Origin of the sequence: Streptomyces griseorubiginosus (genome assembly GCF_017614965.1) — a bacterium.
In the GTDB taxonomy this organism is placed as follows: Bacteria; Actinomycetota; Actinomycetes; order Streptomycetales; family Streptomycetaceae; genus Streptomyces; species Streptomyces griseorubiginosus_B.
This window is the reverse complement of record NZ_WVUG01000148.1, coordinates 1-20,772: the sequence shown is the minus strand read 5'-3', so window position 1 is coordinate 20,772 and position 20,772 is coordinate 1. Positions and strand designations below refer to the sequence as shown.

Below are 20,772 nucleotides of genomic sequence, written 5' to 3'. Positions count from 1 at the left end.
GCCCCCGGTCGAAGACCGGGCAGCGCACAGTCCCCCCACCCGAAAACCGCCAGGAGCACCACCTCATGACCGAACGGAAGAAGTTCGCGCCGCCGGCCATCCAGGAGTTCGCCCCCAAGCTCGCGGAGGTGACCGACACCGTCCTGTTCGGTGACATCTGGGAGCGGCCGGGCTTGTCCCCGCGAGACCGCAGCCTCGTCACGGTCACCGCTCTGGCCTCCCTGTACCGGACCGACCAACTGGGCTTCCACCTCGGCAAGGCCTTGGAGAACGGTGTCACCAAGGACGAACTGATCGAGGTCATCACGCATCTGGCCTTCTATGCCGGATGGCCCAACGCCATGACCGCGATGACGCAGCTCAAGGAGATCGTGGAGAAGCGCGACCAGTCCGGCTGACGCCGCTTCGCCCGAACCCCTCCCACCTGACGACCTTCCCCACACACCTCCGCCGCACGGCCCGGCGGCAGCACAACCCCAGAGGGACGACACTCCATGGAATTGCTGAAGCAGCCTCCGACCATGAAGCTTCCCGCCGAGTGGTTCACCGGCGACGCCTACGCCGACGTGATCCACCGCGGCGAGGAACCCTCCCGCATACGGGCCAACATGGTCCGCTTCACTCCTGGCGCCCGCACCGCCTGGCACTCCCACGCCTTGGGCCAGACCCTCTACATCGTCGAGGGCATCGCGCTGGTGCAGTCCCGTGGCGGCGACATCGTCGAAGCCCACCCCGGCGACAACGTCCACACGCCCCCCGGTGAAGAGCACTGGCACGGCGCCGCGCCAGACCGGTTCATGACCCATCTCGCCCTCTGGGAGACGGACGACACCACCTGGCTCGAACACGTTACCGACGACGTCTACAACGGCGCGCGCGTCACCACCCGTGTCCACCCCTGACATCACGAAGACACGACGAGAGCTGGGGAAGCACCATGCGAGCAACCATCATTCACGCGCCCGGTGACATCCGGGTGGAGAACGCCCCCGAGCCGAAGATCACGGCGCCGACGGACGCGGTCATCCGCACCGTCGCCGCCTGTGTGTGCGGCTCCGACCTGTGGAGCTACCGGGGCGTCCTGCCGGTCGCCGAACCGCAGCCGATCGGCCACGAGTACGTCGGCATCGTCGAGGAGGTCGGCAGCGACGTCTCCACCGTCCGGCCGGGCCAGTTCGTCATCGGCTCCTTCGTCGCCTCCGACAACACCTGCCCGATCTGCCAGGCCGGCTACCACACCTCCTGCCAGCACGCACAGTGGGTCAACGGCGCCCAGGCCGAGTACCTGCGCGTCCCCCTCGCCGACGGCACCCTGGTCACCACCCCCGAGCAGCCGGGCGAGGAGATGATCCCGAGCCTGCTGACCCTGTCCGACGTCATGGGCACCGGCTGGTACGCCGCCAAGGCCGCCGAGGTCAAGCCCGGTTCGACCGCCGTCGTCGTCGGCGACGGCGCGGTTGGCCTGTCCGGGGTCATCGCCGCCAAGGAACTGGGCGCCGAGCGCATCATCGCCATGAGCCGGCACGAGTCCCGGCAGAAGCTGGCCCTGGAGTTCGGCGCCACCGACATCGTCACCGAGCGCGGTGCGGAAGGCGTCGCACGCGTCAAGGAACTGACGAACGGCATCGGTGCCGACTCGGTGCTCGAGTGCGTCGGCACCCAGGAATCCATGCACCAGGGTCTTCAGTCCGCGCGTCCGGGTGGCAACGTCGGCTTCGTCGGCTTCCCGCACGGCACGAAGATCGACGGCCAGGAGCTCTTCTTCTCCCACGTGGGCCTGCGCGGTGGCCCCGCCCCGGTGCGCGCCTTCCTTCCCGACCTGATCGAGCGCGTCCTCGACGGCCGTATCAACCCGGGCAAGGTCTTCGACCTCACCCTTCCCCTGGACGAGGCCGCCGAGGGTTACAAGGCCATGGACGAGCGCCGCGCCATCAAGACGCTGCTGCGTCCGTGACCGGGGAGAACGGCCCGACAGCCATGACCAGCCAGGCGATCGTCACCGTCGAGGCGTACCTCGATGCCTTCGGCGCACGCGACATGGAGCACATCCTGTCTCTCTTCTCACCCGACGCGACCTGGACCATCCCGGGCGATCCGGCTCTGACCGCCTGGGCCGGGAGCCGCACCGGGCCGGAAGGGATCCGGCAGTCCCTCAGCGCGCTCTTCGCGGCCGTCGAGCCGCTCGCATTCGAACTGGGGACCATGGTGGAGGCGGACGGACGCGTCCTGGCACCGGGCCGGTACACCTCCCGGTTCCACCCCTCGGGGCAGGCGCTCAACAGCGAGATGATCATGCGTTTCACCGTCACGGACGGACTGATCATGGACTACCGCGTCTTCGAGGACTCACTCGGCATCACCCGCGCTCACCTCGGTGAGCAGTCCAGCGCCACGCCCACCTGACACGGGGCTTCCGACGACCCGCTCGACGCACTTGACGGGGCGTCTTTTTTCCCCCTCCCCCGGATCGCAAGGATTGGAAGACACCGATGACGACCTGGACGAGCGACGAACTCGAGCGCATCGCCGGGGCCGACGAACTGGAGATGGCCCCGGTCCGGCGTGACGGCGCGCTGCGCGCACCGGTGCCGATCTGGGTCGTCCGCGACGGCGACGACCTGTACGTCCGCTCCTTCCGCGGCACCGACGGCGGCTGGTGGCGCACCGCCGTCGCGACCCACGTGGGACACGTCCGCTCCGGCGGCGTCGACAAGGACGTCACCTTCGAAGAGGTGCCGGACCACGGGACCAACGACCGCATCGACACGGCGTACCGGAGCAAGTACGGCCGCTTCGGGGACGCCTACGTCGGTCCCATGGTGGCCGCACGCGCTACGACGCTGCGGCTGCTGCCCCGATGACCAGGACGATCCCGAACCAAGCCGCCGAGCCGCCACCGCCGGCCGGCCCAGCACCGGAGTAAGTGTCATGCTCGGTCTCGAACTCGTCGTCGTCCTGGGTGCGGCCGTGCTGGCAGGGAACTTCCTGGGGCAGCGCTTCCGAATCGCCCCGCCCGTCGTGCTCCTGGTCCTGGGCGCCCTGATCGGCCTCGTCCCGGCCGTCCGCCAGACCCAACTCCCGCCCGAAGTCGTGCTGTTGCTCTTCCTTCCGGTCCTGCTGTACTGGGAGAGCCTGACCACGTCGATGCGGGAGATCCGGACGAACCTGCGCGGCATCGTCCTGCTCAGCACCGTGCTGGTGATCCTCACCGCGGCGGCGGTGGCGGTCGCCGGGCACGCGCTCGGCCTGCCGTGGGGACCGGCCTGGGCGTTGGGCGCGGCCGTGGCACCCACCGACGCCACGGCGGTGAGTGCCCTGGCGGGTTCCCTGCCGCGCCGGCAGATCACGGTCCTGCGGGCGGAGAGCCTCGTCAACGACGGCACCGCGCTGGTGATCTACGGCCTGGCGGTCGGCATCACCGTGGGCGAGGAGCACCTGACACTTCCGCACGTCGGGGCGCTGTTCCTGCTGGCGTACGGCGGTGGGGCCGCGGTGGGTGTCGCGGTCGCCTGGGTCAACATGAACCTGCGCCGCCGACTGGACGATCCCCTGCACGGCAACCTCGTCATGATCCTCGCGCCGTTCACGGCGTATCTGCTGGCCGAGTTGATCCACGCCTCGGGTGTTCTTGCGGTCGTGGTGAGCGGCCTGATCATGGCTCAGGTCGCGCCCAGCCTCATCCGGGCCGAGCACCGCCGCCAGGCACTGGCCTTCTGGCCGCTGGCCACGTTCATCATCAACGGCGCGCTGTTCGTCCTGGTGGGAGTGGAACTGCAGTACGCACTGCGGCACTTGAGCCGGTCCGACCTCAGGGACGCCCTGATCGCCATCGGGGTGGTCAGCGTGGTCCTGGTCGCGGTCCGGTTCGCGTTCCTCTTCTCCTCCGCCTACCTGATCCGCGCGCTCGACCGGCGCCCCGAGCAGCGCCTGCGCAGAATAAGCGACCGGGCGCGCGTGGTCAGCGGCCTGGCGGGCTTCAGAGGCGCGGTGTCACTCGCCGTGGCGCTGTCGGTCCCCCAGACCCTCGACTCGGGTGAGCCGTTTCCCGGGCGGGCGTTCATCGTCTTCGTCACCTCCGGAGTCATCGTGGTGACCCTCGTGGTGCAGGGTCTGCTGCTGCCGGGCGTCGTGCGCTGGGCCAGGCTGCCCCAGGACACCTCCGTCGACGAGGAGCAGATCCTCGCCGAGACCACGGCGACCGAGGAGGCCATCAAGGCGCTCCCCCGGCTCGCGGCCGAACTGGGCACCACCCCCAAGGTCGCGGAGTGGCTGCGCCAGGAGTACGAGGCCAACCTGGCGACCGTACGGGCCCGGGGCGCGGGCACCGACGACGATCCAGCCCTGCTCCACAACCGCCACTACACCGACCTCCGCCTCGCCCTCATCTCCACGAAGCGCGCGACCGTCGTCCGGCTGAGAGACGAGGCGCGGATCGACGACACCGTGCTCCGCCGGCTCCAGGCGGCCCTGGACAACGAAGAGGTCCGGCTGGCCGGAGGCGAGCAGGTGGAGTAGCGGCAACGCACAGCCGACCTCGACAACCCGAGCCGCACGGGAAGGGATCCCCAGCCATGACCTCCGGTCTCATCGACGTTCACGCCCACTTCCTGCCCGACTTCTACGTCGAGCAGGCGACCGCGGCGGGCCACGCCCACCCCGACGGCATGGGCGGCTGGCCGTCGTGGTCCGTGCGGGACCATCTGGATCTGATGGACCGGGGTGGCATCGAGACCGCAATGCTCTCCCTGTCCTCCCCCGGCGTGCACTTCGGCGACGACAAGGCGGCCCGCCTCCTCGCCCGCCGCGTCAACGAATACACCGCCGAACTGGCCCGCGACCACCGCGGCCGCTTCGGCACCTTCGTCTCGCTCCCCCTGCCGGACGTGGACGGCGCGCTGGAGGAGATCGCCTACGCCTTCGACCAACTGGGCGCCGACGGCGTGGCGTTGCTGACCCACTCCCAGGGTGTGTACCTGGGTGACGCACGCCTGGAGCCGGTGTTCGCGGAGCTGGACCGCCGAGGGGCCGTGGTCTTCCTGCACCCCACCTCCCCCGTGTGCTGGGAGCAGTCCGCGCTCGGCCGGCCGCGCCCGATGGTCGAGTACATCTTCGACACGGCCCGCACGGTCACGGACCTGGTGATGGCGGGCGTCCTGACCCGCCATCCGAACCTGCGGGTGATCGTCCCGCACTGCGGTGGCGCGATCCCGGTCCTGGCCGACCGCATCAACGAGTTCATGCGGCTCTTCGTGCCCTCGCAGGAGGCACCCCCGCTCGACGCCGTGCAGCAACTGCGCGCCCTGTACTACGACCTGGCGGGTACGGCCTTCCCACGCCAGGCTCCCGCACTGCTGAAGCTGGTGGACCCCGATCGTGTGCTGTTCGGCAGCGACTACTGCTGGACGCCCCCGCCGCTCGCCGACGCCCACATCGCGGCGATCGACAAGGCCGACCCACCCACGGAAGGCGCCACCTGGCGATCACTCACCACAGCGAACGCCCTGCGCCTGTGGTCCGGGTGAGCGGTTCGGTCGCGGACGTAGCGGCGTACGCGTTGACGGTGAACACGTTTCTCCCAAGGGTGGATCCGGTCGCCGGCGCGGCGAAATTGCAGAAACACGCACACGAACGACCGACTCATCAAGAATGTGCAGGAGGAAGAATGCACACACGAACTCTCGGACGCGACCTCCAGGTCTCCGCCATCGGCCTCGGCGCCATGGGCATGTCCCAGAGTTACGGCCCGAACCCCGGTGATCGGAGCGACATGATCGCCGTGCTCCGTGGAGCCGTCGACCGGGGCGTCACGTTCTTCGACACCGCGGAGGTCTACGGCCCCTACGTCAACGAGGAACTCGTCGGAGAGGCCCTGGCTCCGTTGCGGGACCAAGTGGTCATCGCCACCAAGTTCGGCTTCCGCATCGAGAACGGTGCCTCCGTCGGACTGAACAGCCGGCCCGAGCAGATCCGCTCCGTCGCCAACGCCTCCCTCAACCGGCTGGGGGTCGACAGGCTCGACCTCTTCTACCAGCATCGCGTCGACCCTGAGGTGCCGATCGAGGACGTCGCGGGCACCGTGGGCGAGCTTGTCAAGGAGGGCAAGGTCCGCTGCTTCGGGCTCTCGGAGGCCAGTGCGGAGACCATCCGGCGGGCCCACTCCGTCCACCCGGTGACGGCGGTGCAGAGCGAGTACTCGCTGTGGACCCGGGATCCCGAGCCGGAGGTCCTGCCGACGTGCACGGCCCTCGGCATCGGCTTCGTGCCCTTCAGCCCGCTCGGCAAGGGATTCCTGACCGGGGCGGTGGACGCCTCGACACCGTTCGCGGCCGACGACGTCCGCACCACCATTCCGCGGTTCACAGCCGAGAACCGGGCGGCGAACCAGGCTCTCGTCGAACACATCACGTCACTAGCGCGGGGCAAGGACGCCACACCGGGACAGCTCGCACTCGCCTGGCTACTCGCCCAGCATCCGTCGATCGTTCCGATTCCGGGAACCCGGCGCAGCGCGCGCATCAAGGAGAACGCCGGTGCCACTGAGGTTGCGCTCTCCGCCGACGAACTGGCCGACCTGAACGAGCTCGCAGGCCGGATCGGGATCAAGGGAGACCGCTACAACGAGCACCACATGTCCCTGGTGAACAGGTAGCGGACCGGTTCGCACCAGTGGTGGCCACGGTGACGAGCAGGGGTGGTGACGTCATGGCCACCGCGTGAACCGACGTTCCCCGGCGCTGCGTTCAGCCTTTGTCGGGTGCCGCGGGCGGACCGCGGGAGCGTCAACGCCCCATGACGTGACGAAGTCGGGCACCACCTCCATCCAGTTCGGGCCGAAGCCCGGCCCCAGCGCCTCACCGCCCTCCGCGTGCAGCACGGTGGTCCCCTTGACGAGGGACCGCTTCCCGGCCCCGGCCTGCCGTGCGCCGTGCCCTGCCAGGGGGCCGGCCCACCAGCAGAACCCTGCATCCACATCAGGGGGACTGAACAGGTGTCATCGGCCAACCGCCGACTCGGGAGGGCCACCCTAGCGGTGAAACGATGATCACTCCCGTCCGAGGTGAGCCGGAGTGCTCTCTGGGAGAGTTGCAACCAGCCGAGTGAGTAGGAGGTCACGGTGGTCGGAGACTGGGCACTGGAGTTGGCCACAGCAGCCGCCGACGAGATCCTGCCGCGCCTGTCGGCAGTGGTCCGCGACGAGATCCCTCACCGCTGGGCCGCTGTCCTGGTCGCCGGACGGATCAGCGTCACGCCCCACGACGGCGACCACCAGCCGAGCACCGCCGAACTGGCAGCGCTGGAGGCGGCGGCGGTACCCGGTCAGCCCTGGCACAGGCCGGTCACCCTCGGTGGCACCACCCGCCCAGCCTTGGTGGCGGCCACCGCCGGCCCCAGAGCACCCGGCAGCCTGCTCGTCCTGGCCGACGCCGCCGAGGCGCAGCACGCCTACCCGGTGGTGCAGCGCAGATGGGAGGTCGCGGCGGCCCTGCTGTCCCGCTTCGAATCCCTGCCTACCAGCGCGGCGGAACGCTTCTTCGCCGGGGAGCACGCCAAGCAGCTCCTCCTCGCCCGCGACACCCACGCCGCCACGCTCAGGGCGCTCCTCGCCGCCCTGCGCTCCCGTGAGCTGGACGACTCCCGGGCCCGCCAGGCGGCGACCGACATGGCCTCCACCGCCCTCACCGCGCTGCAGGCCGCCTCCTCCGCCCAGGAATGCACCGTCCAACGCGCCTTCTCCCTGCTCACCGAGCAGCTGCGGCCACTGGTGCTCCACACCGAGGTGGAACTGGAGACGGTGCCCCCTGCCACCGCCGACAGGCTCCTTCCGGCCCCGGTGGGCCAGGCGGCCACCGCCGTGGCCCGCGGCTGCGTGCTCGTCATGCTGGAACACACCCACCCCCGTCGGATCCGTGTGGCCTGGCAGGTGAACGACGGCCAACTGTCGGTGGACGTCCGGGACGACGGTGACTGCTCCCAGTTTCCGCTGAATCAGGCGGAATACCGATTGCGTGAACGTCTGACCCCTCTCGGTGGGGACTACAGCGTGGAAACCGTTCCCGGCTGGGGCACCACGATCACCGCCCGCTTCCCGCTCGCCCTGCCGCCCAGCACCGACGTCGAGTTGCTGCGCGAACTCAGCCCGCGCGAACTCACGGTGATGGCGGAACTCGTCCGCGGCCTGACCAACCATCAGATCGCCGAGCGGCTGCACGTCACCGAACACACCGTCAAGTTCCACGTCCGGCAGATCCTCTCCAAACTGGGCGTACGCACCCGGGGAGAAGCCGCTGCCCTGGGCCGCGCGGCACGCTTGTGAGCGGCGGTCAGGGCTGGCGAGAAGTCCGCGAGCCCCCGCGCACAGGGCCCGCGCGACACCCAAACCCTCGCGGATGGCTCACCGATTCCTCCGGAACAGGATGCAGACGGCGAGCACGATGGCGGCGCCGAGGGCGAGTGCGATGACGAACTGGTAGACCGGCACAGTGACATTGCGGCCGTCCGGGGAGTGGGTGGCCGCCGTCAGCAGGGCGCACATCAGGTAAACGGTGGCGGCGGCGACCGCCCAGGCCACGGCAGCGAGGGTACGCATGGCACCTGGCATGGCCTCGTCCTCATCATCGGGCCACGCCTTGAACAGGAACAGAACAGCCTCGACGAGGAAGACCACCACGTAGGAGGCTACTGCCGAGCCGGTGGAGCTGTAGCCGTCGGGACCACCCGGCCCGGCGTGGATCGCCATGCTTTGCGGCATCCGGTCGCGTAACAGCAGGTAGGTCACGAGCACGGCCGCCGCCCCCACCACGAACGGCACGACGACGGCGGCGGCCCTGCGCCCCGGACTCGTCGGCGGGCGTTCCTCTGTCGGTCCCACAATCCTCCGTCCCCACGTCAGACCAACTGTTCGCCTAAAACTAGAACAAGGCGTCCGAGGCTCATCGCTTCAGCGTGCGTCCGCGGGCCGGCTCCGCACTCCAGGTGTCGACGGATGGTGCCGGCGAAGCGGCGCTGTCGGTTTCAGACTGCCGTTCGCTGCTCCCGTCATGCGGTGTCTCATAGAGCGCGCGGAATCTGAAGCAACTACCCAAATCCCTTCTGGGGCAGGCCGACTACGTCCGACGTGTTCATCCGCTCCTGACCACCGACGCCGCCACGCCCCAGGGCCTGATGCGGCGGGCCGGCGCACTGGGAGTGGCACGCGCGCCATTCCACACCCGAACCGGGAAACCGGAAAGCGGCAATCCCCAGCAGACGGGGGACCCTGCGCGCCTTGCTCGCCACAGCGGCCGTCGGAACAGCAGCACTGGCCGTAGCAGGCGTGGGAACCCTGGACGACGAACCCTGTCCCACCGCGGAGCCGACGCATCTGCGTGGCACGGCCCTGCTGCCGCACCCAAAGCGCCGAGGTGAGGGTGCGCGACGTGAAAGGGTCAGACGCACAGCCCTCCACCCGGCTATCGGCGAGTTCGTCGGCACCTGTTAGGTCTTCGCGCCAGCGCCTATCGGACCCTTCCGATACCTCGCCGAGTGGTTCAGCCAGGGGCCGCGGTGAGTGAGCCGGGGGTGCATCCGGTCCCAGGCCGTCGCTGGCTGTGCCGTAGCGGGTGGTGTCCGTGGCGGTCGTGACGTCGGGCTCGTGCCAGCTGTCGGGCTTCTTGAACGTGAGGACGCCGCCAGGTCCATCAGGTGATGGGAGATCATGCGGTGCAGCTCGTCCATCGGGCCGTCGTCCTGCTCCAACTGCCGGGCCGCCTCGATGCCCTGGGTGATGAGCACCTCGGCGGCCTGGGCCATCAGCCGCTGGGCGAGCTGACCCATCTCCAAAAGCGTGCGGCGCAGATCATCCGGCACCGCGTGCTGGGGATGGCGCCGCCGGGCCGCCGTGGCCACATGCTGCGCCAGAACGCCGCAGCGTTCCAGGTCCGCGCTCATCCGCAGCGAGGTGACCGCAGGTCCGTGGCGAGCGACTGATGACGGGCCAGCACCGCGATCGCGCTCCTCCAACTCCCGCTGCAGCGCTTCGACCTGCTCCTCGGTGGAGGTGACGCTCTGCGCCTGCTGGAGGTCGGCGTCCAGCAGGGCGCCGGTGGCCCGGCCCATGGCCGAACCGACCAGGTTCGCCGTCTCCACCAGCGACTGGCCGATCGACTCCAGTTCCTTACGCCTCGCGCATCCCGTCCTCACCGCCCGGTCGACAGCCCCGTCTTCACCGGCTGCCAGCTCGCACACCGCTCAGTGTGCCCGAGGGATACCCAGCGTGAGCCGGCCGGACCCGCGCCCCCACCCCGGGCGGGTGCGCGGTCGAGGCCGGTGTGCGCTCGTGCTCCTCCCACGCTTCCGTTGCCTCAATCTCGCCGGGAGGGTCGAACGGCGGAGCTGCCCGTTGGCCACATCTCCATAGGAGTAGGACTGGCAGCGACGCCTGACGACATCGGCTCCGGCCTGTGCCGAAGGGCGCGGGCCGGAGCCGAGTACGAACAGGCGTGAGGTGGGGGTCAGTCCGCGGATCGGACGGTGGGCATGGCGAGGGCGACCGGTCCGGTGCCGGCACGGCTCTTGCAGGAGTCGTGGCAGTCTTTCTCCAGGCTGCAGCACAGGGAGCAGATCGCCCCGGAGTGGAAGGGGCAGTTGGCCACGTCGGGTCGCTCGAAGTCGGTGGTGCACACGGTGCAGGTGAGAGTGACTGCTGACGGCAGGCCGTCGGGGCCGAGCAGCGGCTCCTCCAGGTCGTCGACACGGGCGATGTAGTACTTGCCCTTGGTCAGCACCGCGAAGAGCGGCGAGAGCGCCATGGCCAGGAAAAGGGCTATGAAGGGGGAGTACGCCTTGCCGTAGTCGCCGAACGCCTCGAAGTACGCGGCGATGGAGACGGCCGAGGCGATGAGCATCGAGCCGAAGCCGACCGGGTTGAAGTTGTAGAGGTGGGCCCGCTTGAACTCGATGTACGAGGGGCTGAGCTTCAGCGGCTTGTTGATGACGAGGTCGGCGACGACCGCGCCGATCCAGGCGATGGCCACGTTGGAGTAGAAGCCGAGCACCGTGTTGAGGAAGCCGAAGACGCCGCCCTCCATCAGGGCCAGGGCGATGCCGACGTTGAGGAAGATGTAGACCACGCGGCCGGGGTGGCGGTGGGTCAGCCGGGAGAAGAAGTTCGACCAGGACAGCGAACCCGAGTACGCGTTCGTCGAGTTGATCTTTATCTGGGAGAGGATCACGAAGAACGTGGCCAGGCCCAGCGCGACGGGCGCGGCGAAGGTCTTGAAACCGTGGACGTACTGCTGGATGGGCTCGTTGGCCTTGGACAGTCCCACGCTGCCGGCGATGTAGAAGGCGAGGAAGGCCCCGCCGATCTGCTTGGCCGCACCGAGCACCACCCAGCCCGGTCCCGCGCTGAGCACGGCGCCCCACCACTTCTTGCTGTTCTCGGGCGTCTTGTCGGGCATGAAGCGCAGGTAGTCGACCTGCTCGCCGATCTGCGCGATCAGCGACAGCGCCACGCCGGCGCCCGCGCCGACGCCGAGCATGCTGATGCTCGAGCCCGTGGGAGAGTTGCCGGCGAAGTGCGTGAACTGCGAGAACTTCTCCGGCTCTTGGATGGCGATGGACACGAACGGCGCGACCATCAGCACCAGCCAGACCGGCTGCGTCCACACCTGCATCTTGGACAGCGCCGTCATGCCGTAGATCACCAGCGGCAGGATGATCAGCGAGCAGATCAAGTACCCGACGGCCAGCGGGATGTGCAGGCCCAGCTCCAGGGCCTGCGCCATGATCGAGCCTTCGAGGGCGAAGAAGATGAAGGTGAAGCTGGCGTAGATCACCGAGGTGAGGGTGGACCCGAGGTATCCGAAGCCCGCGCCGCGGGTCAGCAGGTCCATGTCGATGGAGTACTTCGCCGAGTAGTACGAGATCGGGATGCCCGTCAGGAAGATGACCACTGCCGCTGCGAGGATGGCCACCATGGCGCTGGAGAAGCCGTTGGAGATGGCGATCGAGCCGCCGATGGCGAAGTCCGCGAGATACGCGATGCCGCCCAGCGCCGTCGTGGCCACCACATAAGGCGTCCAGCGGCGGAAGGACTTCGGCGCGTAGCGCAGCGAGTAGTCCTCCAACGTGTCGTTCTGCGCCCAGTTGTTGTACGTCCGGCCGCCCGCACTCGCCGGCGGCGCTTCCTTGTCGACGATCTCCGTCACGACGCTTCCCTCTTCCGCACGCAGGGCCACAACCCGGATGACCCCGGGTGTTTTCACGGAAGAGTCAGGTCCCAGTGTTTCTTGAGCGTTTCGCGTCCTTTAAAGGAAATATCTTTAACTAGCCTTTATGTGACACGCGTAGAAAATAAGACGGAGGGAATTGGAAAAGGCCCTTTCGGGTGTCCCGGCATACCCCTGACCTGGTCACTTTGTTGCGATTCCGGGGCTGCGGTTGGGCCACACGGACTCCGGCAGTAATTCCCTGCCGAACGGTCGGGCGAGCGGGGGGCTGTTTGAGGAGACAGGGGAATTCCGTGATTGCGTACGTTCTGACGACGGCCTCGTCGGTGCCCGTCTCGCGCCTCCCGGTAGGGACGCGGGACAGCGGGTGCCCAGAGCGGCGCGGTCGCGGTGGTGACCTGCCTGCACCTGCCCTCGCTTGATACTTCCCATAGAAAGTATTTCCGTGTCAGGCTATTGTCAACGGCCACGCAGGACAGCAACTTGCTGGGTGTGCTGACCGGCGCCAACTGAAGGGCGAGGGGTCAGAGTTGGGCGACGATGTGGAAGTCGAAGGCGTCTGCCCGGGCCAGATACAGCCGTTGGGCGAGATGGTTGCCGTCCAGCCGCAGCACGCCCCGCGGCCCCTCGTAGGACACCGTGTCTCCCACCGCGCACATCGCCCGCACCTCCAGAGACCGCGCGCGCTCGGCCAGTGCCGCCAGCAGCCGTACTCCTTCGAAGCACGACTCGCCCAGACTCCCCACGACGGGTGCGTGCACCCCGAACCGGGCCGCGTATCGGGCGCTGAAGTCCAGGCTCTCGGCGGTCGCGAGGGTCTCGAAGAAACCGGCCGTAGCCCACAGCCCGTCGGTGCCCTCGGCGCCGGTGGCCAGCAGGATGTTCTCGTCCATGTGACTGCTCAGACGCAGACACCGCTGGTGAAGGCCGTACGCGGCGAACGCCCGGTTGAAGCGGGCCGCGTCGTTCCCGATCAGCAGCATCAGAACCGCGTCCGCCTCGCTCCGCTCGATCCGGCGCAGGACCGGCGCGAAGTCGTGCGTCCCCAGCGGCACGAAAACCTCGTCCCGCACCAGACCGCCACAGGCCCGGGCGTACCGACGCGCGGTACGGGCGGTCACGCGCGGCCACACATAGTCGTTGCCCACCGTGCACCAGCGCCGCGCGCCCGTGGCCTCGGCCAGCAGCCGCATCGCCGGGAGCAGTTGAGCGGCGTCGGTCTCGCCGGTCAGGAACACTCCGGGGGTACGCTCGCCGCCCTCGTACTGGGCCGTGTAGACGTAGGGCACACGGCCGGCGATCCGCGGCAGCAGTGCCTGGCGCACCGCCGAAGTGTGCCAGCCCAGCACTCCGTCGACGGCGCCCAGCGACACCAGGGCCTCGACCTCGGCGGCCACCTGCTCGGGCGGTCCCCCGCCGTCCACCGTGACGAACCGGACCTCCCGGTCCAGCACACCGCCCGCGGCGTTCAGCTCTTCCATGGCCAGCTGCGCGGCCAGTTCGCACGAGGGGCCGAAGACTCCCGCCGGCCCCTGCAACGGCACGACCAGAGCCACGACCAGCGTGGTGCTCGCTTCGCCGTTCCCTCTGGGCGGCACCGGCTGCACAGACCACCTCCGTGAGGGCATGGGGCGCGCGGATCCCTGTCCGGGCCCCGGCGCCCTCGCGGAGGCTCGTAATCTGCCCGAACAGTAGACCTAGTGGAAGGACACAGGCAATGCCGTCCGAACCCTCCTCCCCGGACCTCGCCCATCTGCTCAGCCATGCCGCGCGACGGCTGGTGCAGCGTTTGGCGGGGGTGCTGGCGGAGGAGGGCTGCTCGGTGGAGGAGTGGCGTGTCCTGTCGGCCGTAGCCGACGGCCTGGGCCATCCGATGACCGGGATTGCCGAGCACGTCCTCATGCCGGCGCCCAGTCTGACCAAGCTCGTGGACCGCATGGTCGCCGGCACCTTGGTCTACCGTCGCCCGGATCCTGATGACCGTCGCCGCGTTCTGCTGTACCTCACCGCCCGGGGCCGCATCCTCCACGACCGCGCCGCGCGACGCGTCTACGCCGACCAGGCCCGGCTCCTCGATGCCGTGGACGACCAGGGAGAACTCGCCCGGCTGCTGTCCGTGCTCACAGCGACTGCGGACGGGCTGCCTGCCGCAGCGCCAAGACGGCCGCAGGGCTGAAGGCCAGTCCAGACCTGCGCGGGTGTGCGCTTGGTGGCTTTGGCCCTCCCCGCCTTCCCGCCGCACGTCATCACACCCCGTCGAAACGGTGAAGGCGGTCGTCAAACCCCCGCCCATACGCTCCGGAAGCAGCAGTCACAGGCGATACGCCTGGCCCCCGGCCTGGCGCTGAAGCCCTGTTCCGGCCTCTTCCCGGACTCGACCAGTCGGTGGCCGGGGACGGTTCGGTTCCCGGACGGTGCTGGAGGAGTCCACCGAACTCCCGTGGGCAGCCCTCCTGTCCAGCGAGTCGTACTACCTCCTCTGACGGTCTGACCGCCCCAGGTCCAGCGAGCCCCCAACCGCCTCCGCATTCCGGACGGCCGGGGGCTCCAGCCGCTGGAAGACCACACGGAACAGTTTTCCGCGTCGGCGGCGGGGCAGCCTGCCGGGAGACAATCCGCCGGGAGCCGGGGATCTGCCTGGACGAGTTGCTGCCATTCGCCCGCATCACCAGCAGCGCGCACAGCTCGTCGGGGAATACGGCCCCGGCGGCAGCCCCTCTGCAAGTGGCGCATGGCCCCGGTACAGCAGTGGGGGCCCGGCGTGCGCGCCACACCAGCACCAGCGCCTGACCCGTCGCATGCCCCGCCGGGTGACCAGCACACCGCACCCGGATCCGGCACGGGTACTCGTGATTCTCGCTATATCGCCGTCCTACTGGTAGCAGCCAGCGGCACACAGCACGGTGACCATGCCCGCCTCGCCAACCGGCGTGGAGGTGCTGTGGGTGACGGCCGTGGGCGTCTTGCTGGTCTCCCAGGGCATAGGCGCGGCCACGGCCTGAGGAGCGAGGACGGTGAAGGCAGCAGTGCTCATGAACAGGGCGGCTATCGCGCGCTTACGCAGACGCATCTGGACTCCTCGAACGATGACGGGCCAGCAAGAAGCAACTTCGCTGTGGTCGGCACTGTTAGGCCACACCGTAGGTGTCGCCTATGAACACCAGCCAACCCTTCGAGCACCATCGAAACGATGGCACGTCGTGGCCAGTGGGCCCCCTCGAGATGTGACCCGTCGCGCTCGCGGAGCTGATGCCGGTCCTGCCGACCGGCGAACAGCCGCGGTGTGAGATCAAGCTCGATGGCCAACGCACAGTTCTGTGACGCCTGGCGGACAGGGTGAGGTTGTAGGCGCGGTCGGGTCGGGATGTCACGGCGTCGTGGATGGACATCGCTTCCGGGGATGGACTTGCCATCGGCCGTACTGGACGGCGAGGCCGTGATCGTCCTGGAGGTGCGATCTCGTTCGCGGCGGCGCGGTCTCAGGCGGCAGCGTCGTCGGCGAGAACGCGGCGGCTGTCGGAGGATCATCCGGCGCTGTTCATCATGTGGGACGTCTTGCAGCTGCCGACGGATGTGCGCGGGCGCCCGTACACGGTGCGATGCTGCTGGACGATCTCTCCGGTCTGCCGTCGCCGACGGCACTTCAGGCCGTGTCGGCGACAAACGATCCAGAGGCGGCGGGGGCCTGGTACAACTCGCTTCAGCCGACGGTGTCGAGGGCGCCGTAGCGAAACTGGGCATCGTCGCCGTACCGGGCGGGGCGGTCCTCGTCCGGGAAGAAGGTCCGGCACGCGGACACGGTGGATACCGACGTCGTCGGCTTCACCGGGCCGCCGTCCAGGCCACGGGCGCTGGCGGTGCGTCTCCCGGACGGCCGAACGGCGCTGTCCCAACGCCTGGGCGCCCCCCTGGCAGCGCAGGCTGCCGTGTACCTGACGGGGGCGCCGAAGGGCGGACGGGCCGGACCGACGGCGGGTGACGCGTACGTGGCGGCTGAGCTGGGCCTGACCGTCGAGGTCCTGGCGGGTACGACGCGACACACGGTCGTGACAGTTACACGCCTGCGCTGACCCGCCCCTGCCGTCCTCACCGCGGGCATTAATCCGGCAGTACCGCTGTTTCACCAACGGACGCCTGCCACAGCAGCCCCGACCGGCGTCTCCAAGGAACAGGCGAGAACGGAAACGGGCAGCATGAGCGACACACAGACCGGCAGCCTCATACGGGCCGCCGCACCGACTCTGGACAGCGATCTGCTCGAACGGGCACGCCGGCACCGGCGCCACACCCTGGAACTGCTGACCGTCTGCGCCATCGCTCTCGTCCCCTGGACCGTGCTGCTGGCGGCGACGCTGCCCTCCGGATACCAGGTCCATCACTGGAGCGTCACCTGGGTGGGGTTCGACGTCCTGCTCGTGGTCGCGATGGCGTCCACCGCGCTTCTCGGGTGGCTGCGGCACCGCGCCGTCATCGTGGCGGCGCTCGCGACGGCCCTGCTGTTGATCTGCGACGCGTGGTTCGACGTGTCTCTCGCCTTCGGTACCCCGGAAATCTGGCTGTCGGCGGCACTGGCCGTGTTCGCCGAACTGCCTCTGGCCTACTACCTGATCCGCCGGGTGACGGGGATGATCTCGTTGGCGCAGTGGCCCTCCGCCAAGGCCGAGGCGTGCAGTGACGAGCAGGCCACCGACCGGACCTGAAGGATCCGCGGCACAGCGGCCGTCTGCTCCGCCGGGGTCAGCTCGTGTGCCGCTGCGCCGCGGGCGTCACCGACTCCGGGTGCGCATACGACGGCGCCACGCGCAGCAGGCGGGCCGCCCAGCCGGGCAGATACCAGTTCCACGGGCCGAACAGCGAAACGAGGGACGGAACCAGCAACATCCGCACGATGGTCGCATCCAGGAGGATGCCGATACCAAGGCCCGTCGCCAGCGTCTTCAGATCGGTGCCCGGGCCGGAGGCGAGCGCGGCGAAGGCGAGGAAGAGGATCAGCGCGGCGCTGGTGACCAGCCGGCCGGTGCGGCCGAGGCCCTCGATCACGGCGGCGTCGGTGGAGCGGCCGGTGTCGTACTCCTCTCGGATGCGGGAGAGGATGAACACCTCGTAGTCCATGGACAGTCCGAACAGGAACGCGAAGACCATCAGCGGGATCCAGAAGGTGATCGCGCCGGTGGCCGCGATGCCGAAGACCGCGTCGGAGCCGTGCCCGTCCTGCCAGAAGATCACCATCACGCCGAGGGTCGCCGCAAGGGAGAGCAGGTTCAGCAGGACCGCTTTGAGCGGCAGCAGCAGGGAGCGGAATGCGCGCACCAGCAGGACGTACGTCAGCAGGGCGATGATGGTGAGCATCAGCGGGAAGTTGCCGTAGACGGCATGCAGGAAGTCGATCTGTGCCGCGCCGATGCCCGCGACGCCGAGGACGCCGGGCAGACCGTCCGCGGCGGTCTTGACCCGTTTGACCACGCCGACGCTCTTGGAGTTCACGGTCTCGTGGTCGGGGACGACCACGACGATGCTCTGCCCGGCGCGGTTGCCGGCCGGTCCGGACGGCACGAACACGCTGCTCACGCCGTCGATGCCGGCGAACTTGGCGGCGGCCGTGCGGGCCCGGTCGGTGCGGACCAGGACCTCCATGGGGGTCAGGGCGCCAGTTGGCGCACCACCGCGCTCCAGGGTCTGCAGGGTCTCGTAGGCCGGGCCGCTCTTGGCCAGTGACTCGGACGACGCGAGACCGATCTTGACGCCGAGGAAGACTCCGGTCAGAGCGAACAGTGCGGCCAGCGCGGTGGCTGCGGCGATCCAGCGGCGTCGTACCACCGCAGCGGTCCACCGGCTCCAGAAGCGGCTGGCCCGGTTCTCGTGCCGGATCTTCGGCCAGTCGACTTTCGGCCCGATGCCGCCCAGGATCGCCGGGGTGAGTGTGAGCGTCGTCAGCACGCTCGCCAGGGGGATGAGGGCTCCGCCGTATCCCATGCTCCGCATGAACGGGACCGGCAGGACCACCAGCGCCAGCAGACCGATCGCGACGGTGACGCCGCTGAACAGCACGGCGTGCCCGGCGTGTTCCATCGCGACGACGACCGCGTCGTGATTGTCCCGGCCGTGGTCGCGCTCCTCGCGCCAGCGGGTGACGAACAGCAGCGAGTAGTCGATCGCCACGCCCAGGCCGATGAGGGCCACCAGGAACTGCACGATGAACGACACATCAGTCGCATAGGTGAGCGGCAACAGCATCACAAAGGTCGCGAGGATCGACACCGCGGCCACCACCAGCGGCAGCAGGGCCAAGAAGGACGCGAACACGAAGGCGAGTACGGCCAGAGCGCCGACGGCGCCGAGAAGTGTCTCCCCGAGGACGCCCGGCCCACCCCCGTTGTCGCCACCGGAGGCCAGGACGTCCTCCCCCGTCACGCCGACCGCAGACCCCGCCGGCACGGCGTGGCGCGCCGCCGACCGGATCGGATCGGTGAGCAGCTTCTGGCTGGGTGACGGGTTGAAGCGGTAGAACACCAGGGCGTAGGCCGTGCGGTCGTCCGTCGTCCGGAACGCCTTGTCCCCGGTGTTCGCCTCGTCGATCACCCGTAGGCCCGGGACGGCTGTACCGGCGGCTGCGAACGCCCGCCCGACGTCCTGCTCGTGACCGGTGACCGTCTGCCCCGCGGGGAATGTGACCGAGACCAGATAGGGGTTCGTGTCACCGCCGCTGCCGAAGGCACGCTCGATGCGGTGGGCCGTCACCGTGCCGGGCTGACCGGGCAGGGAGAAGTCGATCGTCAGCCGGTTCGTCGTCCGGCCGGCCAGGAGGATGCCTGCGACCAGCACCAGTCCCCAGAACCCCACTACCGCCTTGCGATGCCTCAGAACGAACTCGGCCCACCGCCGCATGCCCGGGCCCTCCCCACGTTGTAGGTTGCGGGAGTTTAGCGCTATGCACCCTTCCTTCACTATCAGGTAGATCGATAACTTTTGATGCGATCGAGTCCGTGTCGCACAGGGCCCATCGGGGACGACTGCCGTTCTCCGGCCAGTGCGACTCGGGCTCGACGACCAGCTCCAGGTGGTCGGTGCAGTCGGCGCACTTCCGGGACTTCACCCACATGCCCGGGTGGTTGCGGTGCTCGCTGGTGACCTCCCAGGCGAGATGAGCCCACTCGGGTTCCCCGACGACCTGGTCGAGGGAGGCGATGGCCTCGCGCCGTCCCGTCGCCGCACATCTCCGCGAAGCGCATGCCCGGCCAGCAGGTGCCGCACTGCCTGTCGAGGCAGCACCCCCACTTGGCGTCGGCCGCTACGGTAACCACCGATTGTGGCGCGAGATAACAATCTGCCCACCAGCGGGGCCCAACAGCCGGGCGCCGTACCGTGGTTGTCAGCCCGGTCAGTTGAACGTGTTGCAGCCGGCAACGCGGCCGGAGCGGTAGCCAGTGGAGAACCATTGCTGGCGCTGGCTCGCTGAGCCGTGGGTCCAGGTGTCGGGTGTGACCTTGCCCTGGTAGCGCTGCTGGATACGGTCGTCACCGACGGCGGCGGCCGCGTCCAGCCCGCGGTTGATGTCGTCCTTCGTCAAGTCGGTGATCAGTGGCTTGCCGCTCCTGGGATCGGGGGTGGTGGTCGCGTGGTGAGCCCACACCCCGGCGTAGCAGTCCGCCTGCAACTCGAGTTTCACCGAGCCGCTGTTCTGGCCCTTTCCACTGCCGCGAGAGATCATTCCGCTGAGGTCCTGGAAGTGGTGGCCGTATTCGTGCGCGATGACGTAGGCCTCGGCGAACGGGCCGCCCTCGGCGCCGAACTTGCTGCTCAGGTCGTTGAAGAAGTCGAGGTCGAGATAGACCTTGCCATCGGCTGAGCAGTAGAAGGGGCCGACCTCGGACGTGGCCCTGCCGCAACCGGTGTTCACACTGCCCGTGAACAAAAACGTCGGGGCCTGCTGGTAGGGCTTGCCGGCGGCTGTCTCCGTCTGCTTCCAAAATGCCTGCACGCTGTCGACCACGGCGACGATCCGGCACTCCTCCTTGCGGTTGGCGTCGGCGCCGGTCCGGCAGTCCGCCGCAAGGTCCGCGGCCGATTCGCCGGACGAGGACGTGTCGCTGCTCCCGGAACCGAACATGGCGGGGTCGACACCCAAGAGTACGGACGCGACCAGCACCACGAGCCCGACCAGTCCGCCGCCGATGGTCTTCCCGCCGCCCGGGATCGCGCTCAGCGCACCTCCCCGACCGTCCTCGACCTCGGACGTGTCCAGAGCAGCATCGTTGTCGAATTGCATACGTTGGCCCTCTCTCAAGCAGCGCGCCGGACCGCCCCGCGTCGTCCCGCTCGCTTACCCCGTACGAGGACATCCCCATCCCGTCCTCTTCCTCCCTCGCCTTCCGAAGAAGCCGGCCGCCGCGAGCAGCCCGTGCCGCGTCTCCGTCAAGGTCAGCTAGGACTCGTGTCGTGACTCCTCCACCCCGTAAACGGGGTGGCTTCTCGCTAAGCCGGGTTGGCGTTGCGACGGACCAGCCCGGCCCGTAGAACGTTGGTTGCTCCCACGACGTCGGCGTGCGCTGTGTGGCCGCACGAG

Annotated in this window: 19 protein-coding genes; 12 read left to right on the top strand and 7 right to left on the bottom strand. The window is 68.9% G+C overall.

The window, feature by feature from the left end:
* Window positions 1-65 precede the first annotated feature (65 nt).
* The 9 genes from GRC12_RS25530 (at window position 66) to GRC12_RS46745 (ending at window position 8,314) form a co-directional block, all read left to right on the top strand.
* Entirely contained in the window at window positions 66-398 is a 333-nt protein-coding gene (locus GRC12_RS25530) for a carboxymuconolactone decarboxylase family protein (RefSeq protein WP_208781691.1), read from the top strand.
* A 96-nt stretch (window positions 399-494) separates the two neighbouring features.
* Window positions 495-902: a (R)-mandelonitrile lyase gene (locus GRC12_RS25525; protein WP_208781690.1), complete on the top strand. Its 408-nt coding sequence runs from the start codon at window positions 495-497 to the stop codon at window positions 900-902.
* Window positions 903-937: 35 nt separating this feature from the next.
* Window positions 938-1,954, top strand: a complete 1,017-nt coding sequence (locus tag GRC12_RS25520) for a zinc-dependent alcohol dehydrogenase family protein (RefSeq protein ID WP_208781689.1) — start codon at window positions 938-940, stop codon at window positions 1,952-1,954.
* Between the two features lie 23 nt (window positions 1,955-1,977).
* Window positions 1,978-2,403, top strand: coding sequence for a nuclear transport factor 2 family protein (locus tag GRC12_RS25515; RefSeq protein WP_208781688.1), 426 nt, complete (start codon window positions 1,978-1,980; stop codon window positions 2,401-2,403).
* An 86-nt stretch (window positions 2,404-2,489) separates the two neighbouring features.
* Window positions 2,490-2,861, top strand: coding sequence for a DUF2255 family protein (locus tag GRC12_RS25510; RefSeq protein WP_208781687.1), 372 nt, complete (start codon window positions 2,490-2,492; stop codon window positions 2,859-2,861).
* A gap of 67 nt (window positions 2,862-2,928) precedes the next feature.
* Entirely contained in the window at window positions 2,929-4,515 is a 1,587-nt protein-coding gene (locus GRC12_RS25505) for a Na+/H+ antiporter (protein WP_208781686.1), read from the top strand.
* Between the two features lie 56 nt (window positions 4,516-4,571).
* Complete coding sequence (locus GRC12_RS25500; RefSeq protein ID WP_208781685.1) at window positions 4,572-5,522, top strand: amidohydrolase family protein; 951 nt, start codon at window positions 4,572-4,574, stop codon at window positions 5,520-5,522.
* A gap of 140 nt (window positions 5,523-5,662) precedes the next feature.
* Window positions 5,663-6,649, top strand: coding sequence for an aldo/keto reductase (locus GRC12_RS25495; protein ID WP_208781684.1), 987 nt, complete (start codon window positions 5,663-5,665; stop codon window positions 6,647-6,649).
* Window positions 6,650-7,114: 465 nt separating this feature from the next.
* Window positions 7,115-8,314 (top strand): helix-turn-helix transcriptional regulator, encoded by a 1,200-nt coding sequence (locus GRC12_RS46745; protein WP_208781683.1) that lies wholly within the window; start codon window positions 7,115-7,117, stop codon window positions 8,312-8,314.
* 78 nt (window positions 8,315-8,392) lie between these two features.
* On the opposite strand, the gene GRC12_RS25485 is transcribed toward GRC12_RS46745, so the two are convergent.
* The 4 genes from GRC12_RS25485 to GRC12_RS25470 all read right to left on the bottom strand — a co-directional run bounded on the left by GRC12_RS25485 (window position 8,393) and on the right by GRC12_RS25470 (window position 13,837).
* Window positions 8,393-8,809: a hypothetical protein gene (locus GRC12_RS25485; RefSeq protein ID WP_208781682.1), complete on the bottom strand. Its 417-nt coding sequence runs from the start codon at window positions 8,807-8,809 to the stop codon at window positions 8,393-8,395.
* Between the two features lie 665 nt (window positions 8,810-9,474).
* On the bottom strand, window positions 9,475-10,179 hold the full coding sequence (locus GRC12_RS25480) for a phosphate signaling complex PhoU family protein (protein WP_308286626.1): 705 nt from the start codon (window positions 10,177-10,179) through the stop codon (window positions 9,475-9,477).
* A gap of 311 nt (window positions 10,180-10,490) precedes the next feature.
* A complete protein-coding gene (locus GRC12_RS25475) occupies window positions 10,491-12,188 on the bottom strand; it encodes a purine-cytosine permease family protein (RefSeq protein ID WP_208781681.1) in 1,698 nt (565 codons plus the stop codon).
* Between the two features lie 545 nt (window positions 12,189-12,733).
* Complete coding sequence (locus GRC12_RS25470) at window positions 12,734-13,837, bottom strand: substrate-binding domain-containing protein (protein ID WP_244373754.1); 1,104 nt, start codon at window positions 13,835-13,837, stop codon at window positions 12,734-12,736.
* An 89-nt stretch (window positions 13,838-13,926) separates the two neighbouring features.
* Here GRC12_RS25470 and GRC12_RS25465 point away from each other — a divergent pair, with 89 nt between their 5' ends.
* Complete coding sequence (locus tag GRC12_RS25465; RefSeq protein WP_208781679.1) at window positions 13,927-14,385, top strand: MarR family winged helix-turn-helix transcriptional regulator; 459 nt, start codon at window positions 13,927-13,929, stop codon at window positions 14,383-14,385.
* A 696-nt stretch (window positions 14,386-15,081) separates the two neighbouring features.
* Here GRC12_RS25465 and GRC12_RS25460 read toward each other — a convergent pair.
* On the bottom strand, window positions 15,082-15,279 hold the full coding sequence (locus GRC12_RS25460; protein ID WP_208781678.1) for a hypothetical protein: 198 nt from the start codon (window positions 15,277-15,279) through the stop codon (window positions 15,082-15,084).
* 730 nt (window positions 15,280-16,009) lie between these two features.
* Here GRC12_RS25460 and GRC12_RS45755 point away from each other — a divergent pair.
* Together GRC12_RS45755 and GRC12_RS25450 are read left to right on the top strand one after the other, a co-directional pair.
* Window positions 16,010-16,279: a hypothetical protein gene (locus tag GRC12_RS45755; protein ID WP_244373753.1), complete on the top strand. Its 270-nt coding sequence runs from the start codon at window positions 16,010-16,012 to the stop codon at window positions 16,277-16,279.
* A gap of 123 nt (window positions 16,280-16,402) precedes the next feature.
* A complete protein-coding gene (locus tag GRC12_RS25450) occupies window positions 16,403-16,909 on the top strand; it encodes a hypothetical protein (protein ID WP_208781677.1) in 507 nt (168 codons plus the stop codon).
* 37 nt (window positions 16,910-16,946) lie between these two features.
* Here GRC12_RS25450 and GRC12_RS25445 read toward each other — a convergent pair whose 3' ends face one another.
* Both GRC12_RS25445 and ypfJ read right to left on the bottom strand, forming a co-directional pair.
* A complete protein-coding gene (locus GRC12_RS25445; RefSeq protein ID WP_208781676.1) occupies window positions 16,947-19,094 on the bottom strand; it encodes an MMPL family transporter in 2,148 nt (715 codons plus the stop codon).
* A 493-nt stretch (window positions 19,095-19,587) separates the two neighbouring features.
* Entirely contained in the window at window positions 19,588-20,475 is an 888-nt protein-coding gene (ypfJ, locus tag GRC12_RS25440; RefSeq protein ID WP_208781675.1) for a KPN_02809 family neutral zinc metallopeptidase, read from the bottom strand.
* Window positions 20,476-20,772: the final 297 nt, after the last annotated feature.